The sequence below is a fragment of the Ruminococcus sp. YRD2003 genome, from assembly GCA_900109435.1.
GTDB classification, from domain to species: domain Bacteria; phylum Bacillota; class Clostridia; order Oscillospirales; family Ruminococcaceae; genus Ruminococcus; species Ruminococcus flavefaciens_G.
In genome coordinates this window covers 138638-159244 of the sequence record FNZT01000007.1, presented here as the reverse complement: position 1 = coordinate 159244, position 20607 = coordinate 138638, and the positions used below count along the sequence as shown (strand labels likewise).

Sequence of the window (20607 nt, the reverse complement as noted above, 5' to 3'; positions counted from 1 at the left end):
ATCTTACGCCAAAGTTACAAAATGAAGGTCATCACAAATTTTGTTCCAATGCCTTTCTCGGAGTAGACGGTGATGTCGCCGCCGTGAACAACAGCTATTTTACGCGCTATGGAGAGCCCGATACCGACGCTCGACATATTTCTGCCTTTGGCGGCTCTGCCGAATCGCTCGAACAGCCTTGGTATATCCTCCTGCGGTATTCCCTTTCCGTTATCTGACACGGACAGCCTCACCACCGACGGAATCGACTCTGCTTCAACACGCACAGCAGTACATTCCGCGTGGTCGACGGCATTCTTGATGATGTTCTCGACCGCCTCACAGAGCCACGTCCTGTCGTGCGCGAATGTGATATCGGGACAGCTCACCTCCGCCGTTATCCTGTTCTCACGCAGCAGGGGAGCTAACCTCTTCACGGCTTCACCGCAGGTCTCCGCGAGGGACTGCGGCTTCATCTCGTACTCTACCGCATCCGCGTCGAGTTTGGCGAGCTTCAGTGCCGCGAGCACGAGCTCCTCCATACCGTCAACATTTTTCGTCATCTCGTCCGTGAGCTGTCTGCGGCGCTCGGGAGCGAGGCAGTCCACCTCCGCGAGAATATCGCTGTTGAGCCTTATCACCGCCAGCGAGGTCTTCAGCTGGTGGGAGAGGTCGGCGAGGAAATCCGCCATACTGTTCTTAGCCTCCGTGAGACATGAGTTTATATAGCCGAGCCTCCGTGAGGCAACGGCAACGCTGTCGGAGAGCCTCCGCACGCAGCTCATCTCGTCGCCGACAGTGACAGTTGAGCCTCCGAGCCTCTCCGAGAGCTCAAAGCACTGTACTCTCACTCGCTCGATACCTCCGTAAACGCGGAATATCTGAGTGAGGGCGAAGCCGAGCCACAAAAGACCTGCCGCCGCGAAAGCTCCCAGACCGCAGAGGAATATTTTCAAGCGCAGTTCACCGTACCCGCCCATGAGTCTCGGGTTCATATCCGCACTGATGCCGAAGTCCTGTGCAAGCTCGGCGCCTCGCAGCACGTGCTCCTCGTCGGGGACATCGGTGAATCGCTGTCCGCCGCTGAAAGCGAGAGCGCCTCTGATGCGCTCGGTCATGGCAGCGTCCGCGAGTGCTCCCGACAGCAGATACCACACACCCGCAAACAGTAAAAGTATGACCGCGAACATCAGCAGCATACGCCTCGGCTCGCGGTTATTTATCAGCTTGTCTGTTTTGTCCATTTGTAGCCCACACCTCTCTTGGTGATTATCTGACCCATCCCGTGCTCTTTCAGCTTGTCGCGCAGTCGGCTGATGTTGACAGAGAGGGTATTGTCATTGACGAAGCAGCCCTTTGAGTCCCACAGATAGTCGAGTATCTGCTCGCGTGTGAGAAAGCGTTCGCGGTTGAGCATGAGGTATTCGAGCAGCTTCTGCTCGACCGCCGTAAGCTCCATGTCGGGGAGTTCCACAGTGCATCTTCGCAGCACCGCACGCACCCGTGACAGCAGGACTTTCAGGCGAAAAGGCTTGGTGATGTAGTCGTCTCCGCCGAGGTCGAGCCCGCGGAGGATATCGGCTTCCTCGTCGTAGGAGGTCAGGAATATTATCGGGATATCCGAGTCTGCGCGTATAGTCCTGCACAGCTCGAATCCGCTTTTATCGGGGAGAGAAACGTCAAGAAGGACAATATCTGCATCCGCGAGCCTCGCTTCCGCCTCTGCCGCAGAGTAAGCCTGAATGACGCTGTGTCCGTCCGAGCCGAGCGCGAGAGCGATGCTGCCGCTCAGCGCAGTGTCGTTCTCAACGATAAGGATATCAGCCATACCGCACCTCCTGAAAGATGATACTATGTGAGTATTATAACACATAGCGTCGGCAAAGGCAAGGCATTTTGAAAGCATCGGGGGCTTTTTCCGCACCGCGTCTTGACTTTATGACCGAAATGTTATATAATAATAATGTATACTTTGGCGCTCTTCGGAGATAATAGCTTTACAACCATTTATCGGAGCGTGAAGTATGGAAAACGAGAAAAACAACCCGTCCGCAGAGGAAAGCGGCGGTCAGAACACAAAGCATCTCATCCACTGCCTGACAGTCATCGGGCAGATAGAGGGACACTACGTCCTCGCCGAGCAGAACAAAACGACCCGCTACGAGCACATAATCCCCGCACTCGTCGCCGTAGAGCAGGACAGGAGCGTCGAAGGGCTTATGATAATCCTCAACACGGTCGGCGGAGACGTCGAAGCGGGGCTCGCTATCGCCGAGCTCATCGCAGGCATGAAGACCCCGACGGTCTCGCTCGTGGTGGGAGGAGGGCACTCCATAGGCGTGCCGCTCGCAGTCAGTGCGAAGAAGTCGTTCATCGTGCCGTCGGCGTCGATGACGATACACCCCGTCAGAATGAACGGGACAGTGCTCGGAGTCCCGCAGACCCTTGCCTATTTTGACAAGATGCAGGACAGGATAATCAGCTTTATCACGCGAAACAGCCGCGTCCCCGAGGAGGAGCTCAGACAGCTCATGATGAATACCGAAGAGCTCGTGCTCGACGTGGGCTCGGTGGTAGACGGCGCAAAGGCAGTGGATATCGGGCTGATAGACAGCCTCGGCAGTCTCGGCGACGCCATGGACAGCCTTTACGAAATGATAGAAAGCTCGGACGAGCGATACAGATAGATAGAACAAATGAAGGAGAACAAAGCAATGCCCGCAAAGAAGAAAAAAGCACCTATGGGCGCGGATTTCCGTGACGAGGACCTCACGCCCAAGGGCAAGCCGAGAAAGAAGAAGGCAAACGAAGCTGCCGCCGAGGCGGAGGACGACAGAGAGCAGAGCCGCATATGGTCAGTGATACTTTTTGCGCTCGGCGTACTCATAGCCCTCATGACCTTTATCCCGGGCACCGCAGGGTGGCGCGGGATACATACATTCATGCTGGGATTATTCGGAATATCGGCTTTTCTCGTACCTGTGGTGCTGATATACACCTCGGTGCTCATCGGACTTGAAAAGAGCCGTGACAACGTCGCGGGAAAGGCGATACTCGGCATCGTGATGACCCTGCTGATATGCTCGGCGATACAGGTATTCATGGTCGGAGAGATACCGGGGCACTCGCTCGGCGAACACATCTCCAAGGTCTACCGCGACGGCACCCAGCTGCGCGGCGGCGGACTTGCAGGTCTGCCCATATCGGGTCTGCTGCTGTCGGTGATGGGCAAGCTCGGAGCGCGCATACTCACGGTGATACTCTTCTTCGTGATAGCACTGCTGCTGACGGGCAAGAGCCTCATCGAGTTCCTTGAAATGCTCGCATCGCCTGTAATATACGTGTACAAGCTGTTCACGGGCGAGGATGAAGAGCTTGCCGAGGAGGAAGAATCCGCCCCCTTTCCTGCCGCCGAGAAAACGGCAAGGATACGAAAGACGGCTGAACGTCCCGCAGTGAGCTCCGCAGAGGCCATCGGAGCCGCAGCCGTGACAGATAAGCAGGCTGTCCCGGCAGAGCAGCCGATAAAGCCTGCCGCCGATACAAAGGTCGGCGAGGACGAATTCAGTATGTTCTTTGATATACCGCTCCCCGACGAGAACAGGGAAGCTCCCGCAGCCGTGCCCGCCGCACCCGCACCTGCCGCGGAGAAGGCGCCTTCTTTTGATAAGCCCGCTGCTGACGCTGACGATATCGACATAGACATCGACCTCGAGAACCTCATCAACAAGGCTGCCGAGGAAAAGGCTAAGCGCGACGGCGAGACTGCGAACGAAGAGACAGAGGAGGAGCCGCCCGTTCAGCAGCAGCTCTACATACTCCCGGGCATAGAGCTTCTCACGCCGCCCGAGGTACGCTCCAATACAGCGGAGGCTGCCGCAGAGATGCGCGAGAAGGCTGACAACATCGTAAACACGCTGAAAAGCTTCGGCATAGACGTAAAGATACGCAACATCTACCGCGGACCGTCCATAACCCGCTACGAGATACAGCCTGGAGCGGGCGTCCGCGTATCGAAGATAAAGGGGCTCGAGGACGACATCTGCCTCAGTCTTGCAGCTCAGGGCGTGCGAATAGAGGCGCCTATCCCGGGCAAGGCAGCCGTGGGCATCGAGGTGCCGAACATCAACAAGGACACGGTAACGCTTCGTGAGATACTCTCCTCGTCCGAGTTCCGCAGTTCGCACAGCAAGCTCGCATTTGCTGTCGGCAAAGACATCACAGGCAATGCCATAGTCGGTGATATCACAAAGATGCCCCACGTCATCATCGCGGGAACAACAGGCTCGGGCAAGTCTGTCTGCACGCGCTCGATAATCATGAGCCTGCTGTACAACGCCAAGCCCGACGAGGTCAAGCTCATACTCATAGACCCGAAAATGGTCGAGTTCAAGGTGTTTGAGGGCATACCGCACCTGCTCATCCCCATAATCACACAGGCAGAAAAGGCGGCGGGCGCGCTCAACTGGGCGGTGCTCGAGATGATGCGCCGCTACAATATTTTCGCCGAAGTGGGCGCGAACGACCTCAAGTCGTACAACGAGCTCTCCGAGGAGGACGATGAGCTCGCCTTCATGCCTCAGATAGTCATTTTCATCGACGAGCTCGCCGACCTCATGCTCGTTGCGGGCAAGGAGGTCGAGGACTACATCTGCCGTCTCGCACAGATGGGACGTGCGGCAGGAATGCACCTTGTAGTTGCAACTCAGCGTCCTACCACGGACGTCATCACAGGTCTTATCAAAGCCAATATCCCGAGCCGTATCGCTCTCTCGGTAATGTCTCAGGTCGACTCGCGTACCATTATAGATATGGCGGGCGCGGACAAGCTCCTCGGAAACGGCGATATGCTCTATATGCCGATAGGAAGCGGAAAACCAATCAGAGTACAGGGCTGCTTCGCTTCGTCGAGGGACATAAACGAGACGCTCAGCTTTATCCGTTCACAGATGTCGGAGGAGTACGACAGCAACATCATCGAGGCTGTCGAGAACTATGTTCCCCAGACAGGCAAGGGTGACAAGAGCGGCTCGACCGACAGCGGATTCGAGGTCGGAAGTGACGAGGATTACATCATCAGAGCGGCGGAGGTCGCCGTAAACAACGGTCAGCTCTCAACGACCATGCTCCAGAAGAAGCTGAAGCTCGGCTACGCAAGAGCCTCGCGCATAATCGACGAACTCGAAGAGCGCGGTATCATCGGTCCGAGCGAGGGCTCGAAGCCGAGAAAGGTCCTGATGTCGAAGATGCAGTTCGACGACTGGAAGCTCAGAATGCAGGAGGATTGATATTATGCTGCTTGTCATATTCTGCGGTATAGCGGCGCTGTTTGCGGCGCTGGCGGCTTTTTCCGCATACAGGAAGCGCAAGTTCTACCGTGAGCACACACAGAAGATGTCGGCAAAGGTCACGTCCCACAGGCAGGTCATGCTCATGGGCGACAGAGCTTATGAGCTCATAGTCCTTGCCGAGAACTGCTTTACATACAAGATAACCACCACCTGCCGTGCGGCGAAGAAGCTTGTGGCAGGCAAGAGCGTGGATATCCTTGTGCCCGACAAGGCTGAGCCCGATACGGGCGACATCATCATGGAGGACCTCCAGAACAAGGAGGCTATGGGCATACTGCGTCCCGACGAGGCAGAGACTCTTGCTCTCCTGCGCGAGCTTGCCGAAGTTACGAGCAGAATGGGCAGCGTAGCCGTCCCCGAAGAGAAGCGCGTGATACTTTGTCAGGAGTGCGTGAGCCCGCTGGCTTTCTGGCGGAATGCCGCTGTTGCAGCCGTGTTCATGATGTTCAACGTAGTCATTCTCGTGACTATGATAGTCGAGAACAGATTTGAGTTTTAGCATCGGCATTGAATAATGAAAAGCAAAGGCGGTGATACCATGTACGAAGGCTTCTTACCGACGACAAAAAAGGAAATGGACGAGCTCGGCATAGAGCAGTTCGACTTCATATACATAACGGGCGACGCCTACGTTGACCACCCGAGCTTCGGTGCGGCTATCATCACCCGCCTTATCGAAGCGATCGGCTTCACCGTTGGTATCATCGCTCAGCCCGACTGGCATACCGACAGGGACTTCCGACGTTTCGGCGCTCCGAGGTATGCCTTCCTTGTGACGGCAGGAAATATCGACTCTATGGTCGCGCACTATACCGCCGCCAAGAGAAAGCGCTCCGACGATGCATATTCCGCGGGAGGAGTTGCAGGCAAGCGTCCCGACAGAGCGGTCATCGTCTACTGTCGGAAGCTGCGCGAATACTTCGGCGATGTGCCGATAGTGATAGGCGGACTGGAGGCTTCCCTCCGCCGATTCGCCCACTACGACTACTGGGACGACACAGTGCGCCCGTCCGTACTCGTCGACAGCGGAGCCGACCTTCTCATGTACGGCATGGGCGAGCACCAGATACGCGAGATGTGCGAGCGCTTCGCAGCAGGTGAGAGCATACACGATATGCACGATATCCGCGGCACCTGCTACCTCACCGAGCCCGTGAACACTCCGCTCGGAGCGGCACAATGTCCTTCCTTCGAGCAGGTGCGCGAAAGCAAGACCGAATACGCAAAGGCGGTAAAAATACAGTATGACTGGCAGGACGAGGTCTACGGCAAGACCGTAATACAGCGCCACGGGAAGATGATGCTCGTGCAGAATCCGCCCGCCCTCAGTCTCACGACCGAGGAGCTCGACTATATCTACAGCCTTCCCTATACACGGCAGGTACACCCGTCATACGAGGCGCAGGGAGGCGTCCCGGGCATCGAGGAGGTCCGCTTCTCCATCACTCATAACCGCGGCTGTTTCGGCTACTGCAACTTCTGCTCGATAGCTCTTCATCAGGGGCGCAGGGTAACAGTCCGCAGCGAGGAGTCGGTCCTTGCGGAGGCGGAGCGTATCACTAAAATGCCTGATTTCAAGGGATATATACATGACGTAGGCGGTCCGACGGCTAATTTCCGCCATACCTCCTGCGAGAAGCAGCTCAGCAAGGGCTTGTGCATGGGCAAGAAGTGCCTCGCGCCGACTCCGTGTCCCGCGCTGAAAGCCGACCACACCGAGTATCTCGCCATGCTGCGCAAGATAAGGCAGGTCAAGGGCGTGAAGCGCGTGTTCATACGCTCTGGCATACGCTACGACTACCTCATGCAGGACAAGAACGACGAGTTCATGCGTGAGCTGATAAAGCACCACGTAAGCGGTCAGCTCAAGGTCGCCCCCGAGCACTGCTCGGCTGTGGTGCTCGACAAAATGGGCAAGCCGCACATCGAGGCGTACAAGGCGTTCCAGAAGCGGTTCTACGAGATAACCAAGGGCATGGGCAAGGAGCAGTATCTCGTACCGTATCTTATGTCCTCGCACCCTGGGAGCACCTTGAATGAGGCGATAGAGCTCGCGCTCTTCCTGCGTGACAACCACATACGTCCCGAGCAGGTGCAGGACTTCTACCCGACCCCGGGCACGATATCCACGGCGATGTTCTATACCGAGCTCGACCCGTATACAATGGAAAAGGTGTACGTCCCGAAGACACCGAAGGAGAAGGCGATGCAGCGTGCTCTGCTGCAATACTTCCGCCCGCAGAACAGGGAGATAGTGCTCGAGGCTCTGAAAAGGGCTGGCAGGTACGACCTCATCGGTCCGTCGCCCAAGTGCCTCGTCGAGGACATGAAGGGCGGTGACAAGCGTTGGCAGAAAAAGGACGCCGCTCCCGACCGAAGGACATCACACAGGACAGGGAACAGCTCTTCAAGGAACTCCGCAATGAAGTCAAAGCACGGCGGAAAGAAAGGAACAGGCGGCAAAAAGCACTGAGCCTGTTCTTCATAGCAGTTTTCACGGTATGCCTCGTGCTGACGTTTATCCCGAAACAGCCTGTCTATCCCGCAGAGGGCGAGATGCAGGCGCATTTCATAGACGTCGGACAGGGCGACTGCATATACATAGCCGCGGGCGGGCAGAATATGCTCATCGACTGCGGCGAGGCTGACGAGTCGGTGCGGGTCGTGAGCTATCTCCGCGATATGGGCGTGAAACGGCTCGACTACGTCATCGGCACACATCCTCACTCCGACCACATGGGAGGAATGGACAGGATAATAGGAGCGTTCGAGATAGGAGAGTTCATCATCCCGCACCTCGACGACGAAGATATCCCCACGACCTCATATTTTCTCCGCTTCCTCGATGCCGCAGAGGAGCACCGCGTTAAGCTCACCGAAGCTGTCACGGGCAGCGAGTTCACAGTCGGCGACGCTCACTGCGAGATAGTCGCACCGAACAGCAAGAAATACGAGGATATCAACAACTATTCCGTGGGACTTGTCCTGCGGCACGGAAGCGAGAGCTTCATTTTCACGGGCGATGCGGAGGGAGTCGCGGAGCAGGAAATGCTCGACGGCGGCAGGCTCGGTAAAATGAGCGTATACAAGGTCGGCCATCACGGGAGCAGTTCGTCGAGCACGGCAGCATTTCTTGAAGTGATACGTCCCGAAGCGGCGGTCATATCATGCGGAGCGGGCAACGCCTACGGCCACCCGACCGACGCGGTGATGAAGCGCCTCTCGGCTTACACCGACAACATCTACCGCACGGACCTGTGCGGAAACATAGTTATCACGTCGGACGGCAGCAGTCTGCGCGTCGCGGCGGAAAGGAGCAGCAGATGACTATCGACAGATTTGAAGGCGACTATGCAGTGCTCGAGACTGAAGAGGGCATGGTCAATATCCACCGCGCGCATCTCCCGAGCTCAGCTCGCGAGGGCGACGTAGTTACCTACAGCAACGGCGGCTATACCGTCGACCGCGAAGCCACCGATGACCTGCGTGCGGAAGTCCGCAGCAGGCTGCACAAGCTGCTGACGGGCGAAGATGACTGATACTATTATAATAGGCGGAGGAGCTGCGGGCTGCATGGCGGCAGTGTATGCGGCGCGATACGGCAAGTCGGTGCTGCTTTTCGAGAAAAACGAAAATATCGGGCGCAAGCTCCGGATAACGGGCAAGGGGCGTTGCAACGTCACCAACGACTCCACGACGGAGGAGCACCTTCGCAATATCCCGACAAATCCGCGTTTCATGTACAGCGCGTTTTCAATGTTCGGTGCGGAGGAGACCAAGAGCTTCTTCGAGGAGCTGGGAGTCCCGCTGAAGACCGAGCGCGGCAGCCGAGTTTTCCCTGTCAGCGACAACGCCGAGGACATCGTTGCGGCATTCGGCCGCGAGCTGAAACAGCTCGGCGTGAAGATAGTACACAAGCGCGTGAGCTCGCTCGTCATCGAGGACGGCGCGTGCGTCGGAGTCAGAGCGGGCGGGGAGGAATACCGCAGCGGCAGTGTCCTCATCGCGTGCGGAGGCAAGTCCTACCCGAATACGGGCTCTACGGGCGACGGCTACACACTCGCGCAGAGTGCGGGCCACACGGTCACTGAGCTGAAACCGAGCCTTGTGCCGCTGGTCTCGCCCGATAAATACTGCGCGGAGCTGATGGGGCTCTCGCTGAGGAACGTCACACTTTCGCTGTACGACGGAGACAAGCGCATATTCTCGGAGCTCGGCGAAATGCTGTTCACCCATTTCGGCGTGAGCGGTCCGCTCGTGCTGAGTGCGAGCAGTCATATCCGCGATATGCAGCCGAACAGGTACAGGCTCGTTATCGACCTCAAGCCCGCTCTCTCGCCCGAGCAGCTCGACGCAAGGATACAGCGTGATTTTGCCGAAAATCTCAACCGCGACTTCATCAACGGAATACGCAGGCTCCTCCCTGCAAAAATGCTGCCTGTTATCGTGAAGCTGTCGGGGATAGCCCCCGAGCAGAAAGTAAACGGCATCACCAAGGAGCAGAGGCGGAGCTTCGGCGAGCTGATAAAGGCATTCCCCGTCAGGATATCGGGCTTCCGACCGATAGATGAGGCTATCATAACGAGCGGAGGCATCTCCGTAAAGGAGATAGACCCTAAGACAATGGAATCCAAGCTCTGCCGCGGGCTTTTCTTCGCGGGAGAGGTCATAGACGTAGACGCCTATACGGGCGGCTTCAATCTGCAAATCGCGTTCTCGACCGCATATGCGGCGGCGCTGTATCTGTGAGGCAATATGAAAAGAGAAGCATGGCAGCGGGTCTTCCGCTATATATTTGAATTTGTCGCCGCGGGCTTTTTCGGCTGGATATACGAGGTCGTGACGGTGTATATACTGTATCACCACTTCGTCAACCGCGGCATACTCCACCTGCCGATAGTGCCTATCTACGCCGTGGGAGCGTTCATACTGCTTGCGATGCTCGGCGAGCGTGAGAGGCATCCCGTTTTCGTGTTCATATTCTCGGCGGTGGTGACTACCGCATTCGAGCTCGGAGCATCATACCTGCTGGAGTTCATATTCCACAGGCAGTTCTGGACGTATGAGGGCTGGTGGGGCTCGATACAGGACCGCTCGAGCCTGATATCGAGTGGAATATTCGGTGTACTGGCGGTCGGGTATTTCTTCTGGCTGCACCCGCTGTCGGGAAAGCTGTGCGACAAGCTCCCGAAAGCCGTATGTATCGGCTTCTCGGTACTCGCATCGGGAGCGATACTCACCGACCTTGCGGTTTCCGTGAAGGGACTGCTTGAAGCAAAGCAGTGAGCGTAGGGGCGAGTTTCGCTCGCCCGTCAAAAAATGAATATGCGGGACGTCGAGGACGCCGTCCCCTACATAATAAACAACAAAATCGGAGGAAAACATCATGAAGACAATCAACATCGCTATCGACGGACCTGCGGGCGCAGGCAAGAGCACTATCGCAAAAATGGTATCAAAGAAGCTCGGCTACATCTACGTGGACACAGGTGCGCTCTACCGCACGGTAGCTCTCTATATCACCGAGAACAACATCGCAGACGAGGACATCGAGAAATCGCTCGCAAAGGCGGACGTTTCACTTCGTTTCGTGGACGGCACTCAGCGTGTATTCCTCGGAGACAGGGACGTTTCCGACCTTATCCGCACCCCCGCTATCTCCATGGCGGCATCCCGCACATCTGCTATCCCCGCAGTAAGGGCTTACCTGTTTGAGACTCAGCAGAAGATAGCCCGCGAGAACAACATCATCATGGACGGACGCGACATCGGCACGGTGGTACTCCCGAATGCGGACGTGAAGATATTCCTGACAGCCTCCGCCGAGGAGCGTGCCAACCGCCGCTACAAGGAGCTTGCGGAGAAGCCCGACTGTCCCACATATCAGGAGATACTTGACGATATCATCAAGCGCGACTACGCCGATATGCACCGCGAGATATCGCCGCTCAAGCAGGCAGATGACGCAGTCCTCGTCGACACGACAACGCTGAACCTTGAGGAGTCCGCAGAGGCTATCGTCAAGGTCATCGAGAGCAAGATAGGCTGATGAAAAAAGTTTCGTACAGGAGAGCCGTCCCGACAGACAAACCTGCGATAGAGCGGCTTTTCGAGGAGCTTCTCAGGACTGTCGGCGACGACGAAACGGACGGTTATGAGGAAGGGTATCTCGACAAGTTCTTTGGCGGCGGAGACGTGATATACGTCGCGGTGTCGGAGGATAAGGTCGTCGGTTATGTCTCGGTCGAACTGCACAGCGGCTTCGTATACCTCGACGACATATCGGTCACCGAAAAATTCCGCGGAATGGGCATCGGCACGAAGCTGATAAGCTTAGCGGAGCGGTATGCAGACGAGAGGGGAGCCTCCTCCGCGGTACTGCACGTCGAGAGGACGAATATATCGGCAAGGTATTTCTATCAGCGGCTCGGTTATACGGTCACAGACGACGAGGGGAGCCGCTTCAGAATGGCTAAACACATCAGGAAGGAATAGACAGATGTATTATATCGCGAAATTTTTTGTGCGGCTGTTTTTCCGCATCATATTCAACCTGCACTACGAGGGCAGGGACAATATCCCGCGCGGCGAGGCGGTCATATACGCCAGCAACCACCGCTCCAACGCAGACCCGCCGCTTCTCGGAGGCGGAGCTGTCGGGAAGTATGCCTTCATGGCGAAGGAGGAGCTCTTCCGAAATAAGCTGTTTGCGTGGCTGATACGCACTCTCGGAGCCTTCCCCGTTTCGCGCGGAAAGGGCGATATGTCTGTCATCGAAACGGCGATAGACAGGCTCGGTAACGGCAGGAGCCTCATGATATTCCCCGAGGGCACACGCTCGAAGGACGGCAAAGTCGGGCGCGGACATTCGGGAGCGGCGCTCATCGCCGCAAAGGCAGACCGCAGGATAGTACCCGTAGGCATCGTATACGGCGATAAGCTGAAATTCCGCACGAGGGTAACAGTGAAGTTTGGCAAGCCCATTGACCCGAAGGACTATGTCGAGCCCGCCGACGAGCCGAACCCGCGCCAGCTCGTCAAGCTGAAAAACCGCTATATGGCTGACATAAAGGAGCTCGTAGAGGGAACACCCGAGCCGAAGAACAAGGAGGAGAAGGAAAATGCGTGAGGTCACGGTAGCTAAGTCGGCAGGCTTCTGCTTCGGCGTAGACAGAGCCGTAAAAATGGTGTACAACGAGCTTGAAAAGAATTCAAAAGTAGCAACGCTCGGACCGATAATCCACAATCAGGACGTCGTTGACGATATGAAGTCGAGGGGAGCGAGGGTCATCGACGCGGTAGACGAGCTCCGCCCCGACGAGACGGTCGTTATCCGTTCACACGGAGTCGGCAGGGAAGTATACGAGCAGATAGAGGCAAACGGCAACCGAATGCTTGATGCGACCTGCCCGTTCGTATCGAAGATACACCGCATCGTAGCCGAAAAAACGAAAGAGGGCTACCTTGTCCTTATCGCAGGGGACGTGAATCATCCCGAGATACAGGGAATCATAGGTCATTGTGACCAAAATTATTACGTATTCAAGGATAACTTTGAGCTAAAACACCTTTTTGAAAAAAATGATAATTTTTTGGGAAAAAAGCTTGCATTTGTCGCGCAAACGACGTATAATATAGTAGTATGGGAAGAGTGTTTAAAGGTGATCCCCAAGAACGATCCCGATATTGTTATATTCGATACTATCTGCAATGCGACCGATACAAGACAGTCAGACGCGGCTGAGCTCGCTAAGAACTCTGACATCATGATCGTTGTAGGAGGAAGACATAGCTCCAATACCGTAAAACTGTACGAGGTGTGCAGCAGGTACTGCAAGACGTATCACATAGAAAATTCGGACGAGCTTTCATCTTTGAAGCTGCCCTGTGCGGGCAGGATAGGCATCACAGCAGGTGCATCTACTCCCGCATATATAATCAAGGAGGTACAAACCACTATGACAGAGAATGTAAATCTCACAGCAAACTCGGATGAGGAGATCGATTTCGCGCAGGCGCTCGACGAATCATTCAAAAAAATACATACAGGAGAGAAAGTAAAGGGTATCGTTGTAGGTATCGACAATGCAGAGATCACTGTTGACCTCGGCACAAAGCATACAGGCTACGTAAAGCTCGAGGATCTGACAGACGACCCTTCCAAGAAGCCCGAGGATATCGTTTCCATAGGCGATGAGATCGACCTCATTGTTGTCAAGGTAAACGACGCAGACGGCACAGCAGCTCTTTCCAAGAGAAAGGTAGACGAGCAGGCAGGCTACGATACTATCGTCAAGGCTAAGGAAGAGGGCACAGTTCTCGAGGGAACAGTTACACGTATAGTAAACAAGGGCGTAATCGTAAACTACCTCGGTGTCAGAGTATTCATCCCCGCTTCACAGACAGGCCTCGCAAGAGGTACTGACCTTGAGCAGCTCAACAAGCAGAAGGTACAGTTCAAGATAAAGGAAGTTGAAGAGGGCGGCAAGAAGAGAGCAGTCGGCTCCATCAAGGACGTTGACAGCGCAAAGAAGGAAGAGGCAAGAGCTAAGTTCTGGGAGTCTGCCGAGGTAGGCCAGACATTCACAGGCAAGGTAAAGTCACTCACAAGCTTCGGCGCATTTGTTGACCTCGGCGGCATCGACGGTATGGTACACATCTCCGAGCTCTCATGGAAGCGCATCAAGCACCCGAGTGAGGTAGTAAATGTAGGCGACACTATCGAGGTATACATCAAGGACCTCAACCGTGAGGAGAACCGCATCTCCCTCGGCTTCAAGAAGGCAGAGGACAATCCTTGGGAGGTATTCCTCTCGAAGTACAGAGTAGGCGATGTAGTCAAGGCTACTATCGTTTCTATCACAAGCTTCGGAGCATTTGCTCAGATAATCGACGGCGTTGACGGTCTTATCCACATTTCTCAGATAGCTGACAAGAAGGTAGACAATGTAAAGGATATCCTTACAGTCGGCGACGAAGTTGACGTTAAGATAATCGACATCGACGAGGAGTCAAAGAGAATAAGCATTTCTATCCGCGCTCTCCTTGAGGACGCTGAAGATGAAGCTGAAGAAGAGGCTCCCGCTGAGGAAGCATCTGCTGAGGACGCTGAATAATTTAGCTGAAAAAACGGAGGGCGTGATAATTCACGCCCTCTATTTGTATATTAGGAAGTGATATCATGGACGGAAAATTCTGCGTCGAGTGCGGCGCGAGGATAAGCATTGATGCGAGATTCTGCCGTGCGTGCGGCAGAAGGCAGCCCGAGATAACGATACCGCCCGAGCTTTTGGGAGCTCCCGAGCCTGTCAAAGCTGAGACGAAGGCGGTCGAAGCAGCGGCGGAAACGTCAGCTGAAACAGTTGAGACCAAGTCGGAAACGGCAGAGGAAAAAGCAGCAGAGGCTGAAAAGGCGGCGGTCTTTGAGCCCGACACCGATGCGGAAAAGCCGCCCGTGCAGCCCGCACCTGCCCCCGCGCCCAAGCCTGTCCCCGATATACAGAGCTATCTGAATAACGGCGAGCCGCAGCCTCAGAGAGTGGAAGCGATACCCGAGCCTAAGCGCGAGGGCGGCATCCACCCCGCATATATCCTGCTGATAGGCTGTGTACTGTTCATCGTTGCATTGCTTCTATGGGCGATATTTGCGACAAATAAGCTTACGATGACACATCAGACAAAGAGCAGACCGTCGTCGAGCGTTTCCATTGTCAAGCCGACCGAGCCCCCCGCGACCTCAGGGAGCAGAGATAAAGGCAAGAGCAGCTCATCAAACAGCAGGAGCGAGTACAGCGGCGTGAACGGCAAGTCAGTCGAGTACATTGAGAGCGGCGACTATACGGTAGGCGAGGGGATAGACGCTGGCGAGTACATCTTCGTCGCCGAGGAGATATCAATGTACGGAGATGGTGAGTCCGAGGAAGATGAGTATATCCCCAGCTTCTACGCAGGAGTGTATGAGAAAGCCAATGAGGAGGATCCTGTCCGCACGGGCTGGTATCAGATGTCAACATATATGAAGCTCGAAGACGGGCAGCACCTTCATTTCTCGTGGGCGAAGGCATATCCTGTGGACAGCTTTCACAGTGAGAACGACCCGTTCGAGCACGCAGGTATGTTCCTTGTCGGCAGGGACGTCAAGCCTGGCACCTACAGCTTCGACCTGCTCACCGACCAGGGGTATGAGAGCTACACCATCTATGACAGTATCGACGAAGTCATGGCAGACAACGACTTTGACGGGCACCATTACGGCATAGATAAGGACGACAAAGTGGAGCTCAGGAACGGACAGTATATCCAGCTTGAATGGTGCAGACTGAAAAGGCAATAAAAAATAAAGGCTGCGTGACCGAATGGTCATGCAGCCTTTTTCATTCAGATATTGATACTGCTGAGGTTCGTCCAGCCTTTCATGGCTTCCTCGGACTTATGGTACCAGCCGTTCTCGAAGAACAGGCACTTCGTCACATCCGAGCCGTAGATGTTCCACTCCTCGGGAGCAAACAGCAGCCCGAGAGCGGGGCAGCCTCCGCCGCAGTATTTGAAGTATTTGCACGCGTCGCACTTTGAGTTGTTTTTTCGGCGCTTGTGGACATTCGTACACGCCGTCTGCTGATAGAAACCATCTCTGAGGAGCTCCGCAAGAGGCGTAGAATGGAGATTCCCCATATGAATGCCGTGTTCCTCGAAGTAGCCTGACATTTGCAGACATGGAACGACATCTCCTCCCGAAGTCACACCGACCATACCGCGCACGCCCTTACAGACAGGCGCAGCCGGCTTATACTCGTCCTCTCCGAACATAACGGGCGCCAGCGAGTAGGTCTTGTCAGCGGGATATACGTTCATAAGCTGCCAGACTATCACGTTCATCTGCATACCGCTGTCCTTGTAGGCACGCATAAAATCGAGCATTGCCGCGTAGTATTCCTCTATGCCGAGGCAGCTTCCGGGCGAGTTCTTTTCCCAGCGCGGAGCCTCGGTAGTCCTGATGAGGCGCAGAGTCGACACGCCGATATCGTTGAGCTTCCTTGCCGTGGGCATAAGGGAGTCCAGATTGCGGCGGTGTACCTGAGTCTGCGACATCACATTGAAGCCGTTCCTCGTACAGAGCTCGATAGCGTCAAGCGTCCGCGCCTCCGCACCTTTTCTGTCTCTCATCCAGTCGTGGCAGCCTATGCCGTCGAAGGATATCTTGATCATGGGACGGCAGCCGACAGCATTGAACTCGTCGAGTATCTCCTGCGTGATGAAATAGCCGTTGGTATTGAGCTCGTCGATGAACATATCCCGCTTGTATATCTCGCGCACGATGTCCATGAAGCGAGGGTGGAGCATAGGCTCGCCGCCCGTGATAGTGAAGCTGTGGATACCGCAGTCACTTGCCTGGTCGAGCAGGCCGACCAGCTCATCGAAGTCCCATTCCGTCATCAGCGGAGCATTGTCCGCCGCATTGAAGCAGTGGAGGCAGTTGAAGTTGCACTTACCCGTTATCATGAGGTTGATCTTCGGGAAATAGCGGTGCGGGTAGCTTTTATGGCGCGACCACTCCGACATCTTTTCTCCGCGCCCGCATTTTCTTATGAGCGATCGGCTTTCGAGGCTCTCAGTCAGCTCTGAGGGCTCGATATCGTGTCCACCGTCGCAGAGGAGAAGGAGCTTGAATTCCTCATCGCTGAGCCAATGTGCGAACGGATCGTCTCTAAAGTAATACGCCTGCGGAACGAATTGCCAGCTCCGCAGGGCGATACTTTCTGATAATACGTAGAACAATTATCTTTTCTCGATGTGCCAGTCCGCGGATATGAGCACCTTCTTGCACTTGGGGCAGTATTTGCTTGCACCCGAGGGCTTGGGCAATCCGGCAGGAACATTTGTAAGAGTTGTTTTGCACTTGTTGCAGACCTCGACGTTCTTCTTGCTGCTGGTGCCGCAGCCGCCCGAAACGGATTCAAGCGCATCCGTAGGTATCTCGATGTCATTTTCTGCCACAAGGGTGTTGAACTCCTCGATAGACTTGCAGGCCTTAGCTTTTTCCTGTAATTCGGCGGGTAAGCCTTTGATAAGGTTTTCGATGTTGGTATTCATTTGAGGTTCCTCCTTAAAATAATAGGTGATTTTTCATCGTTTTTCGATGTGCCAGTCTGCGGATATGAGCACTTTCTTGCACTTGGAGCAGTACTTGCAGCTTCCCGATGGCTTGGGGAGACCACTGGGCACACCGCTTAGTGTTGTGCCGCACTTGTTGCAGACCTCGACGTTCTTCTTGCTGCTGTCCCCGCAGCCGCCTGACACGAATTCGAGCGCATCAGTAGGTATTTCGAGGTCGTTCTCGGCAGCGAACTGTGCCAGTTCGGCATTTGACTTGCACGCGCGGGCTTTCGCCTGCAATTCGGGAGAGAGCGATTTGATAAAGTTCTCGATTCCGATGTTTTCCATGGTCGATTCCTCCTTATGGATGAGATAGAGACAGTGCGTGCGGTACATATCACAGCACTGTCGCCGAAAGAATATGGGGATCATTTTTCGGGGCGGCGCCTCACAAGACCGCAAGGCAGACTTAGCGCAGCAATGACCCGCTTTCGAGCTCTTTCAATAGTAATACCCCAGTAATACGGGAATGGGTGCAGGGAGAGCGATATTTTTTCCGTACTATGCGGGCGTGCAATTTTTCCTTGACAAATCGGGATTAATATTGTATAGTTAAGATGTATAGGCGCGGAGCGAACCGCACCAAAAAAATGAGAGGGGTAATCTAAAATGAAGATGAAAAAAATCGCAGCCGCTGTCTCTGCCATGGCAATGTCAGCGAATCTGCTGACCGCTGTTCCGACAGTCGATGCAGCAGACAGCAGCTACAATTACGGAGAAGCGCTCCAGAAGTCCATGTTCTTCTACGAAGTGCAGCAGTCGGGCAAACTTCCCGACTGGAACAGCGTACCGTGGCGCGAGGACTCCATGGTCGACGAGAACGGCGTGGACACCGACAAGGTGCCGGGCGGCTGGTACGATGCAGGCGACCACTTCAAGTTCACGCTGACCAACGCATACTCGGTATCTCTGCTCGCATGGGGCTATCTTGAGTACGAAGACGCTGTAAAAAAGGCAGGGCTTGACGGGCTCTACAAGGACAATATGAAGTTCGCGATGGACTATGTGCGCGACTGCGACCTCGGCGGAGGCGAGATGATAGGCACTATCGGCGACAGCGGCATGGACCACAATACATGGTGCAGCGCTGAGGTGTACCTCCGCAAGCACCAGCTCAAGCAGGGCAACTGGGAGCGTGAGTACGACACCATCAAGAATTCGACGGTCGCTGCTCTTTCCGCAGCGGCTCTTGCACAGGGCTATATGATATTCGGCGACGAGGACTACCTCAAGCACGCGAAGGACCTCTTCGAGGGCGCCGACAAGATACGCGATGCCAAGGATATCGGCAACATGAGCGGAATGTACAACACCTCGACATGGCTCGACGACTGTATGTACGCAGCCTGCTGGCTTTACAAGGCAACGGGCGACAAGAGCTATCTTGACAAGATAGAGAAGGACTATGTTCCGAATTTCCCGCTTGAGAGCCAGTCCACCGACTGGAAGTATACATGGGGTCTCGCATGGGACGACACCACTCAGGCTGCGGCACTGCTCTATGCACAGCTCACAGGCAAGGAAGAGTGGGTGAAGCACATCGACAAGCATATCCGCTACTGGATGAACACAGGTGATTCCGACCTCAAGCCTTTTGAGGGAAAGGTAACAGCCGACGGTCTCTCGCACCTCACAAACTGGGGCTGTCTCCGTCACGCCTGCAACACAGCATGGCTGACAAAGCTTGCCTGCGATACTGTCCTCAAGGACAGCGGCAACGCTGATAAGTACAACAAGTGGGCTGACAGTCAGGTCAACTACTGCTTCGGCGACAACAAGCTCGGTCTCTGTTACGTTCTCGGCATGGGCGATAAGAACCCCAAGGCTGTACACCACAGAACTGCTTCGGGCATCCACGACGACCACTGGAACAATCTCGGTCAGGCATCAGGCGGCGATGAGGGCTGGCAGACCGAATATGCTCATACCCTCTACGGCGCACTCATCGGCGGACCCGACAGCTCGGGCAGCTACGATATGGATAAGATAGGCGTCGGCGACTACCAGTATTCCGAGGTCGCAGTCGACTACAACGCAGGATATACCGCAGTCCTCTGCGCAATGATAGACGAATACGGCGGAACACCGCTCGCAGACTTCCCCGTTAAGGAGGAGCCCAAGTGGGCAGAGTGGGAAGTTGCGGCAGTCATCAACGGCACAGCAGGCACTTCCTACACCGAGATAAAGGCATGGGCTATGAACCACACAGCATGGCCTGCAAGAGTTGCCAAGGACATCGAGTACAGATACTATTTTGATATCTCCGAAGCGCTTGATGCGGGTCTCTCGGTCGATGATATCAAGGTAGAGGGCAAGTCGCAGCAGTACAGCGAAGGCGAGCAGGGCTATGCTACGGTAACAGGTCCTTATCAGTACGACGGCAATGTCTACTACGCAAGCATAAAGTTTGAGGACGGCAGAGCTATCATGCCTACAGGCCAGTCCGAGCACCGCGACGAGGTGCAGTTCCGCATCTCCATCCCCGACGCAGTAGACGGCAAGCCTACTACAGGCGCATGGGATACCGCCAATGACTGGTCATACGCAGGCGGACTTGCCACGGCTACCGACCTCAAGAAGGCAGATTCGCTCAACGAGCACATCACCATGTACGTGAACGGCGTACTCGTATGGGGCGAGGAGCCCGACGGCACAGTTTCCACACAGTCCGACTACGTACCCACAAGGTCGGGGCTGACAGGCGGAAGCACCATACCGACACCTACGACTTCTTCGACCACGAAGTCGACCGCAACGACGACAACGACCACAGTGACCACGACATCCGTGACTTCTGCCGAGACCACTACCTCCTTTCGTCAGGGCGGAACGTCATCGACCGCCTCTGGCAATGATACTACTGTCTCCGCTGGCGGCGATGGTATACTCTATGGCGACGCGAACGTAGACGGCAAGGTAACGGTAGCGGACGCAGTAGCTATCCTCCAGCACATCGCCAACAAGGATAAGTACGAGCTCAAGAAGCAGGGCAAGATAAATGCCGACGTAGACGGCGTTGAAGGCGTAACAGCGAACGATGCGCTGATTATCCAGAAGAAGGACGCAGGGGTAGTAGATAAGTTACCTCATTATGCAGGAAAATAACAGCTTGCGAGCAATAAGA

19 protein-coding genes are annotated in these 20607 nt (G+C 55.2%); 14 read left to right on the top strand and 5 right to left on the bottom strand.

All coding sequences use genetic code 11. From position 1 onward, the window contains the following. Positions 1-14: 14 nt before the first annotated feature. Entirely contained in the window at positions 15-1223 is a 1209-nt protein-coding gene (locus BMX22_RS06950) for a sensor histidine kinase (protein WP_074741759.1), read from the bottom strand. Continuing rightward, entirely contained in the window at positions 1202-1807 is a 606-nt protein-coding gene (locus tag BMX22_RS06945) for a response regulator transcription factor (protein WP_074741758.1), read from the bottom strand. Before BMX22_RS06945 ends, BMX22_RS06950 begins: the two co-directional genes overlap by 22 nt. Positions 1808-2003: 196 nt before the next feature. Between BMX22_RS06945 and BMX22_RS06940 the strand changes: the two genes are divergently transcribed. The 13 genes from BMX22_RS06940 to BMX22_RS06880 all read left to right on the top strand — a co-directional run bounded on the left by BMX22_RS06940 (position 2004) and on the right by BMX22_RS06880 (position 15663). After that, on the top strand, positions 2004-2666 hold the full coding sequence (locus BMX22_RS06940) for a ClpP family protease (protein ID WP_074741757.1): 663 nt from the start codon (positions 2004-2006) through the stop codon (positions 2664-2666). A 27-nt stretch (positions 2667-2693) separates the two neighbouring features. Then, positions 2694-5267, top strand: coding sequence for an FtsK/SpoIIIE family DNA translocase (locus BMX22_RS06935; protein WP_074741756.1), 2574 nt, complete (start codon positions 2694-2696; stop codon positions 5265-5267). A 4-nt stretch (positions 5268-5271) separates the two neighbouring features. Continuing rightward, the gene (locus tag BMX22_RS06930) at positions 5272-5829 is read left to right on the top strand and encodes a hypothetical protein (protein WP_074741755.1); all 558 of its coding nucleotides are present in this window, start codon (positions 5272-5274) and stop codon (positions 5827-5829) included. Between the two features lie 39 nt (positions 5830-5868). Further along, on the top strand, positions 5869-7803 hold the full coding sequence (locus BMX22_RS06925; RefSeq protein WP_074741754.1) for a YgiQ family radical SAM protein: 1935 nt from the start codon (positions 5869-5871) through the stop codon (positions 7801-7803). A gap of 83 nt (positions 7804-7886) precedes the next feature. After that, a complete protein-coding gene (locus tag BMX22_RS16810; RefSeq protein ID WP_081349115.1) occupies positions 7887-8657 on the top strand; it encodes a ComEC/Rec2 family competence protein in 771 nt (256 codons plus the stop codon). After that, positions 8654-8869, top strand: a complete 216-nt coding sequence (locus BMX22_RS06915) for a DUF3006 domain-containing protein (protein WP_074741753.1) — start codon at positions 8654-8656, stop codon at positions 8867-8869. Before BMX22_RS16810 ends, BMX22_RS06915 begins: the two co-directional genes overlap by 4 nt. Further along, positions 8862-10079 carry an NAD(P)/FAD-dependent oxidoreductase gene (locus BMX22_RS06910; RefSeq protein ID WP_074741752.1) on the top strand — a complete coding sequence of 406 codons (1218 nt, stop codon included), beginning with the start codon at positions 8862-8864 and terminating at the stop codon, positions 10077-10079. Before BMX22_RS06915 ends, BMX22_RS06910 begins: the two co-directional genes overlap by 8 nt. A 6-nt stretch (positions 10080-10085) precedes the next feature. Then, a complete protein-coding gene (locus BMX22_RS06905; RefSeq protein WP_074741751.1) occupies positions 10086-10616 on the top strand; it encodes a putative ABC transporter permease in 531 nt (176 codons plus the stop codon). A 100-nt stretch (positions 10617-10716) separates the two neighbouring features. After that, positions 10717-11379, top strand: coding sequence for a (d)CMP kinase (gene cmk, locus BMX22_RS06900; protein WP_074741750.1), 663 nt, complete (start codon positions 10717-10719; stop codon positions 11377-11379). After that, positions 11379-11825: a GNAT family N-acetyltransferase gene (locus tag BMX22_RS06895; protein ID WP_074741749.1), complete on the top strand. Its 447-nt coding sequence runs from the start codon at positions 11379-11381 to the stop codon at positions 11823-11825. The genes cmk and BMX22_RS06895 overlap by 1 nt, the downstream gene beginning before the upstream one ends. 4 nt (positions 11826-11829) lie before the next feature. Continuing rightward, positions 11830-12459 carry a lysophospholipid acyltransferase family protein gene (locus tag BMX22_RS06890; protein WP_074741748.1) on the top strand — a complete coding sequence of 210 codons (630 nt, stop codon included), beginning with the start codon at positions 11830-11832 and terminating at the stop codon, positions 12457-12459. Then, a complete protein-coding gene (locus BMX22_RS06885; RefSeq protein WP_074741747.1) occupies positions 12452-14446 on the top strand; it encodes a bifunctional 4-hydroxy-3-methylbut-2-enyl diphosphate reductase/30S ribosomal protein S1 in 1995 nt (664 codons plus the stop codon). The genes BMX22_RS06890 and BMX22_RS06885 overlap by 8 nt, the downstream gene beginning before the upstream one ends. Before the next feature lie 65 nt (positions 14447-14511). After that, positions 14512-15663 carry a zinc ribbon domain-containing protein gene (locus BMX22_RS06880; protein ID WP_074741746.1) on the top strand — a complete coding sequence of 384 codons (1152 nt, stop codon included), beginning with the start codon at positions 14512-14514 and terminating at the stop codon, positions 15661-15663. A gap of 44 nt (positions 15664-15707) precedes the next feature. Here the strand turns inward: BMX22_RS06880 and BMX22_RS06875 are convergent, their stop codons facing one another. Genes BMX22_RS06875 through BMX22_RS06865 form a run of 3 tightly spaced genes read right to left on the bottom strand, consistent with a single transcriptional unit; the run spans position 15708 to position 17771 of the window. Continuing rightward, the gene (locus BMX22_RS06875; RefSeq protein ID WP_074741745.1) at positions 15708-17105 is read right to left on the bottom strand and encodes a radical SAM/SPASM domain-containing protein; all 1398 of its coding nucleotides are present in this window, start codon (positions 17103-17105) and stop codon (positions 15708-15710) included. Continuing rightward, a complete protein-coding gene (locus BMX22_RS06870; RefSeq protein WP_074741744.1) occupies positions 17106-17420 on the bottom strand; it encodes a hypothetical protein in 315 nt (104 codons plus the stop codon). 33 nt (positions 17421-17453) lie between these two features. Next, the gene (locus BMX22_RS06865; protein WP_074741743.1) at positions 17454-17771 is read right to left on the bottom strand and encodes a hypothetical protein; all 318 of its coding nucleotides are present in this window, start codon (positions 17769-17771) and stop codon (positions 17454-17456) included. A 321-nt stretch (positions 17772-18092) separates the two neighbouring features. Here BMX22_RS06865 and BMX22_RS06860 point away from each other — a divergent pair, with 321 nt between their 5' ends. Beyond that, on the top strand, positions 18093-20588 hold the full coding sequence (locus tag BMX22_RS06860; RefSeq protein WP_074741742.1) for a glycoside hydrolase family 9 protein: 2496 nt from the start codon (positions 18093-18095) through the stop codon (positions 20586-20588). The last annotated feature ends 19 nt before the right edge of the window (positions 20589-20607 follow it).

Coding starts and splice junctions, on each gene's coding strand:
- BMX22_RS06950 (WP_074741759.1), bottom strand. CDS start 1,223: ATGGACAAAACAGACAAGCTGATAAATAACCGCGAGCCGAGGCGTATG.
- BMX22_RS06945 (WP_074741758.1), bottom strand. CDS start 1,807: ATGGCTGATATCCTTATCGTTGAGAACGACACTGCGCTGAGCGGCAGC.
- BMX22_RS06940 (WP_074741757.1), top strand. CDS start 2,004: ATGGAAAACGAGAAAAACAACCCGTCCGCAGAGGAAAGCGGCGGTCAG.
- BMX22_RS06935 (WP_074741756.1), top strand. CDS start 2,694: ATGCCCGCAAAGAAGAAAAAAGCACCTATGGGCGCGGATTTCCGTGAC.
- BMX22_RS06930 (WP_074741755.1), top strand. CDS start 5,272: ATGCTGCTTGTCATATTCTGCGGTATAGCGGCGCTGTTTGCGGCGCTG.
- BMX22_RS06925 (WP_074741754.1), top strand. CDS start 5,869: ATGTACGAAGGCTTCTTACCGACGACAAAAAAGGAAATGGACGAGCTC.
- BMX22_RS16810 (WP_081349115.1), top strand. CDS start 7,887: ATGCAGGCGCATTTCATAGACGTCGGACAGGGCGACTGCATATACATA.
- BMX22_RS06915 (WP_074741753.1), top strand. CDS start 8,654: ATGACTATCGACAGATTTGAAGGCGACTATGCAGTGCTCGAGACTGAA.
- BMX22_RS06910 (WP_074741752.1), top strand. CDS start 8,862: ATGACTGATACTATTATAATAGGCGGAGGAGCTGCGGGCTGCATGGCG.
- BMX22_RS06905 (WP_074741751.1), top strand. CDS start 10,086: ATGAAAAGAGAAGCATGGCAGCGGGTCTTCCGCTATATATTTGAATTT.
- cmk (WP_074741750.1), top strand. CDS start 10,717: ATGAAGACAATCAACATCGCTATCGACGGACCTGCGGGCGCAGGCAAG.
- BMX22_RS06895 (WP_074741749.1), top strand. CDS start 11,379: ATGAAAAAAGTTTCGTACAGGAGAGCCGTCCCGACAGACAAACCTGCG.
- BMX22_RS06890 (WP_074741748.1), top strand. CDS start 11,830: ATGTATTATATCGCGAAATTTTTTGTGCGGCTGTTTTTCCGCATCATA.
- BMX22_RS06885 (WP_074741747.1), top strand. CDS start 12,452: ATGCGTGAGGTCACGGTAGCTAAGTCGGCAGGCTTCTGCTTCGGCGTA.
- BMX22_RS06880 (WP_074741746.1), top strand. CDS start 14,512: ATGGACGGAAAATTCTGCGTCGAGTGCGGCGCGAGGATAAGCATTGAT.
- BMX22_RS06870 (WP_074741744.1), bottom strand. CDS start 17,420: ATGAATACCAACATCGAAAACCTTATCAAAGGCTTACCCGCCGAATTA.
- BMX22_RS06865 (WP_074741743.1), bottom strand. CDS start 17,771: ATGGAAAACATCGGAATCGAGAACTTTATCAAATCGCTCTCTCCCGAA.
- BMX22_RS06860 (WP_074741742.1), top strand. CDS start 18,093: ATGAAGATGAAAAAAATCGCAGCCGCTGTCTCTGCCATGGCAATGTCA.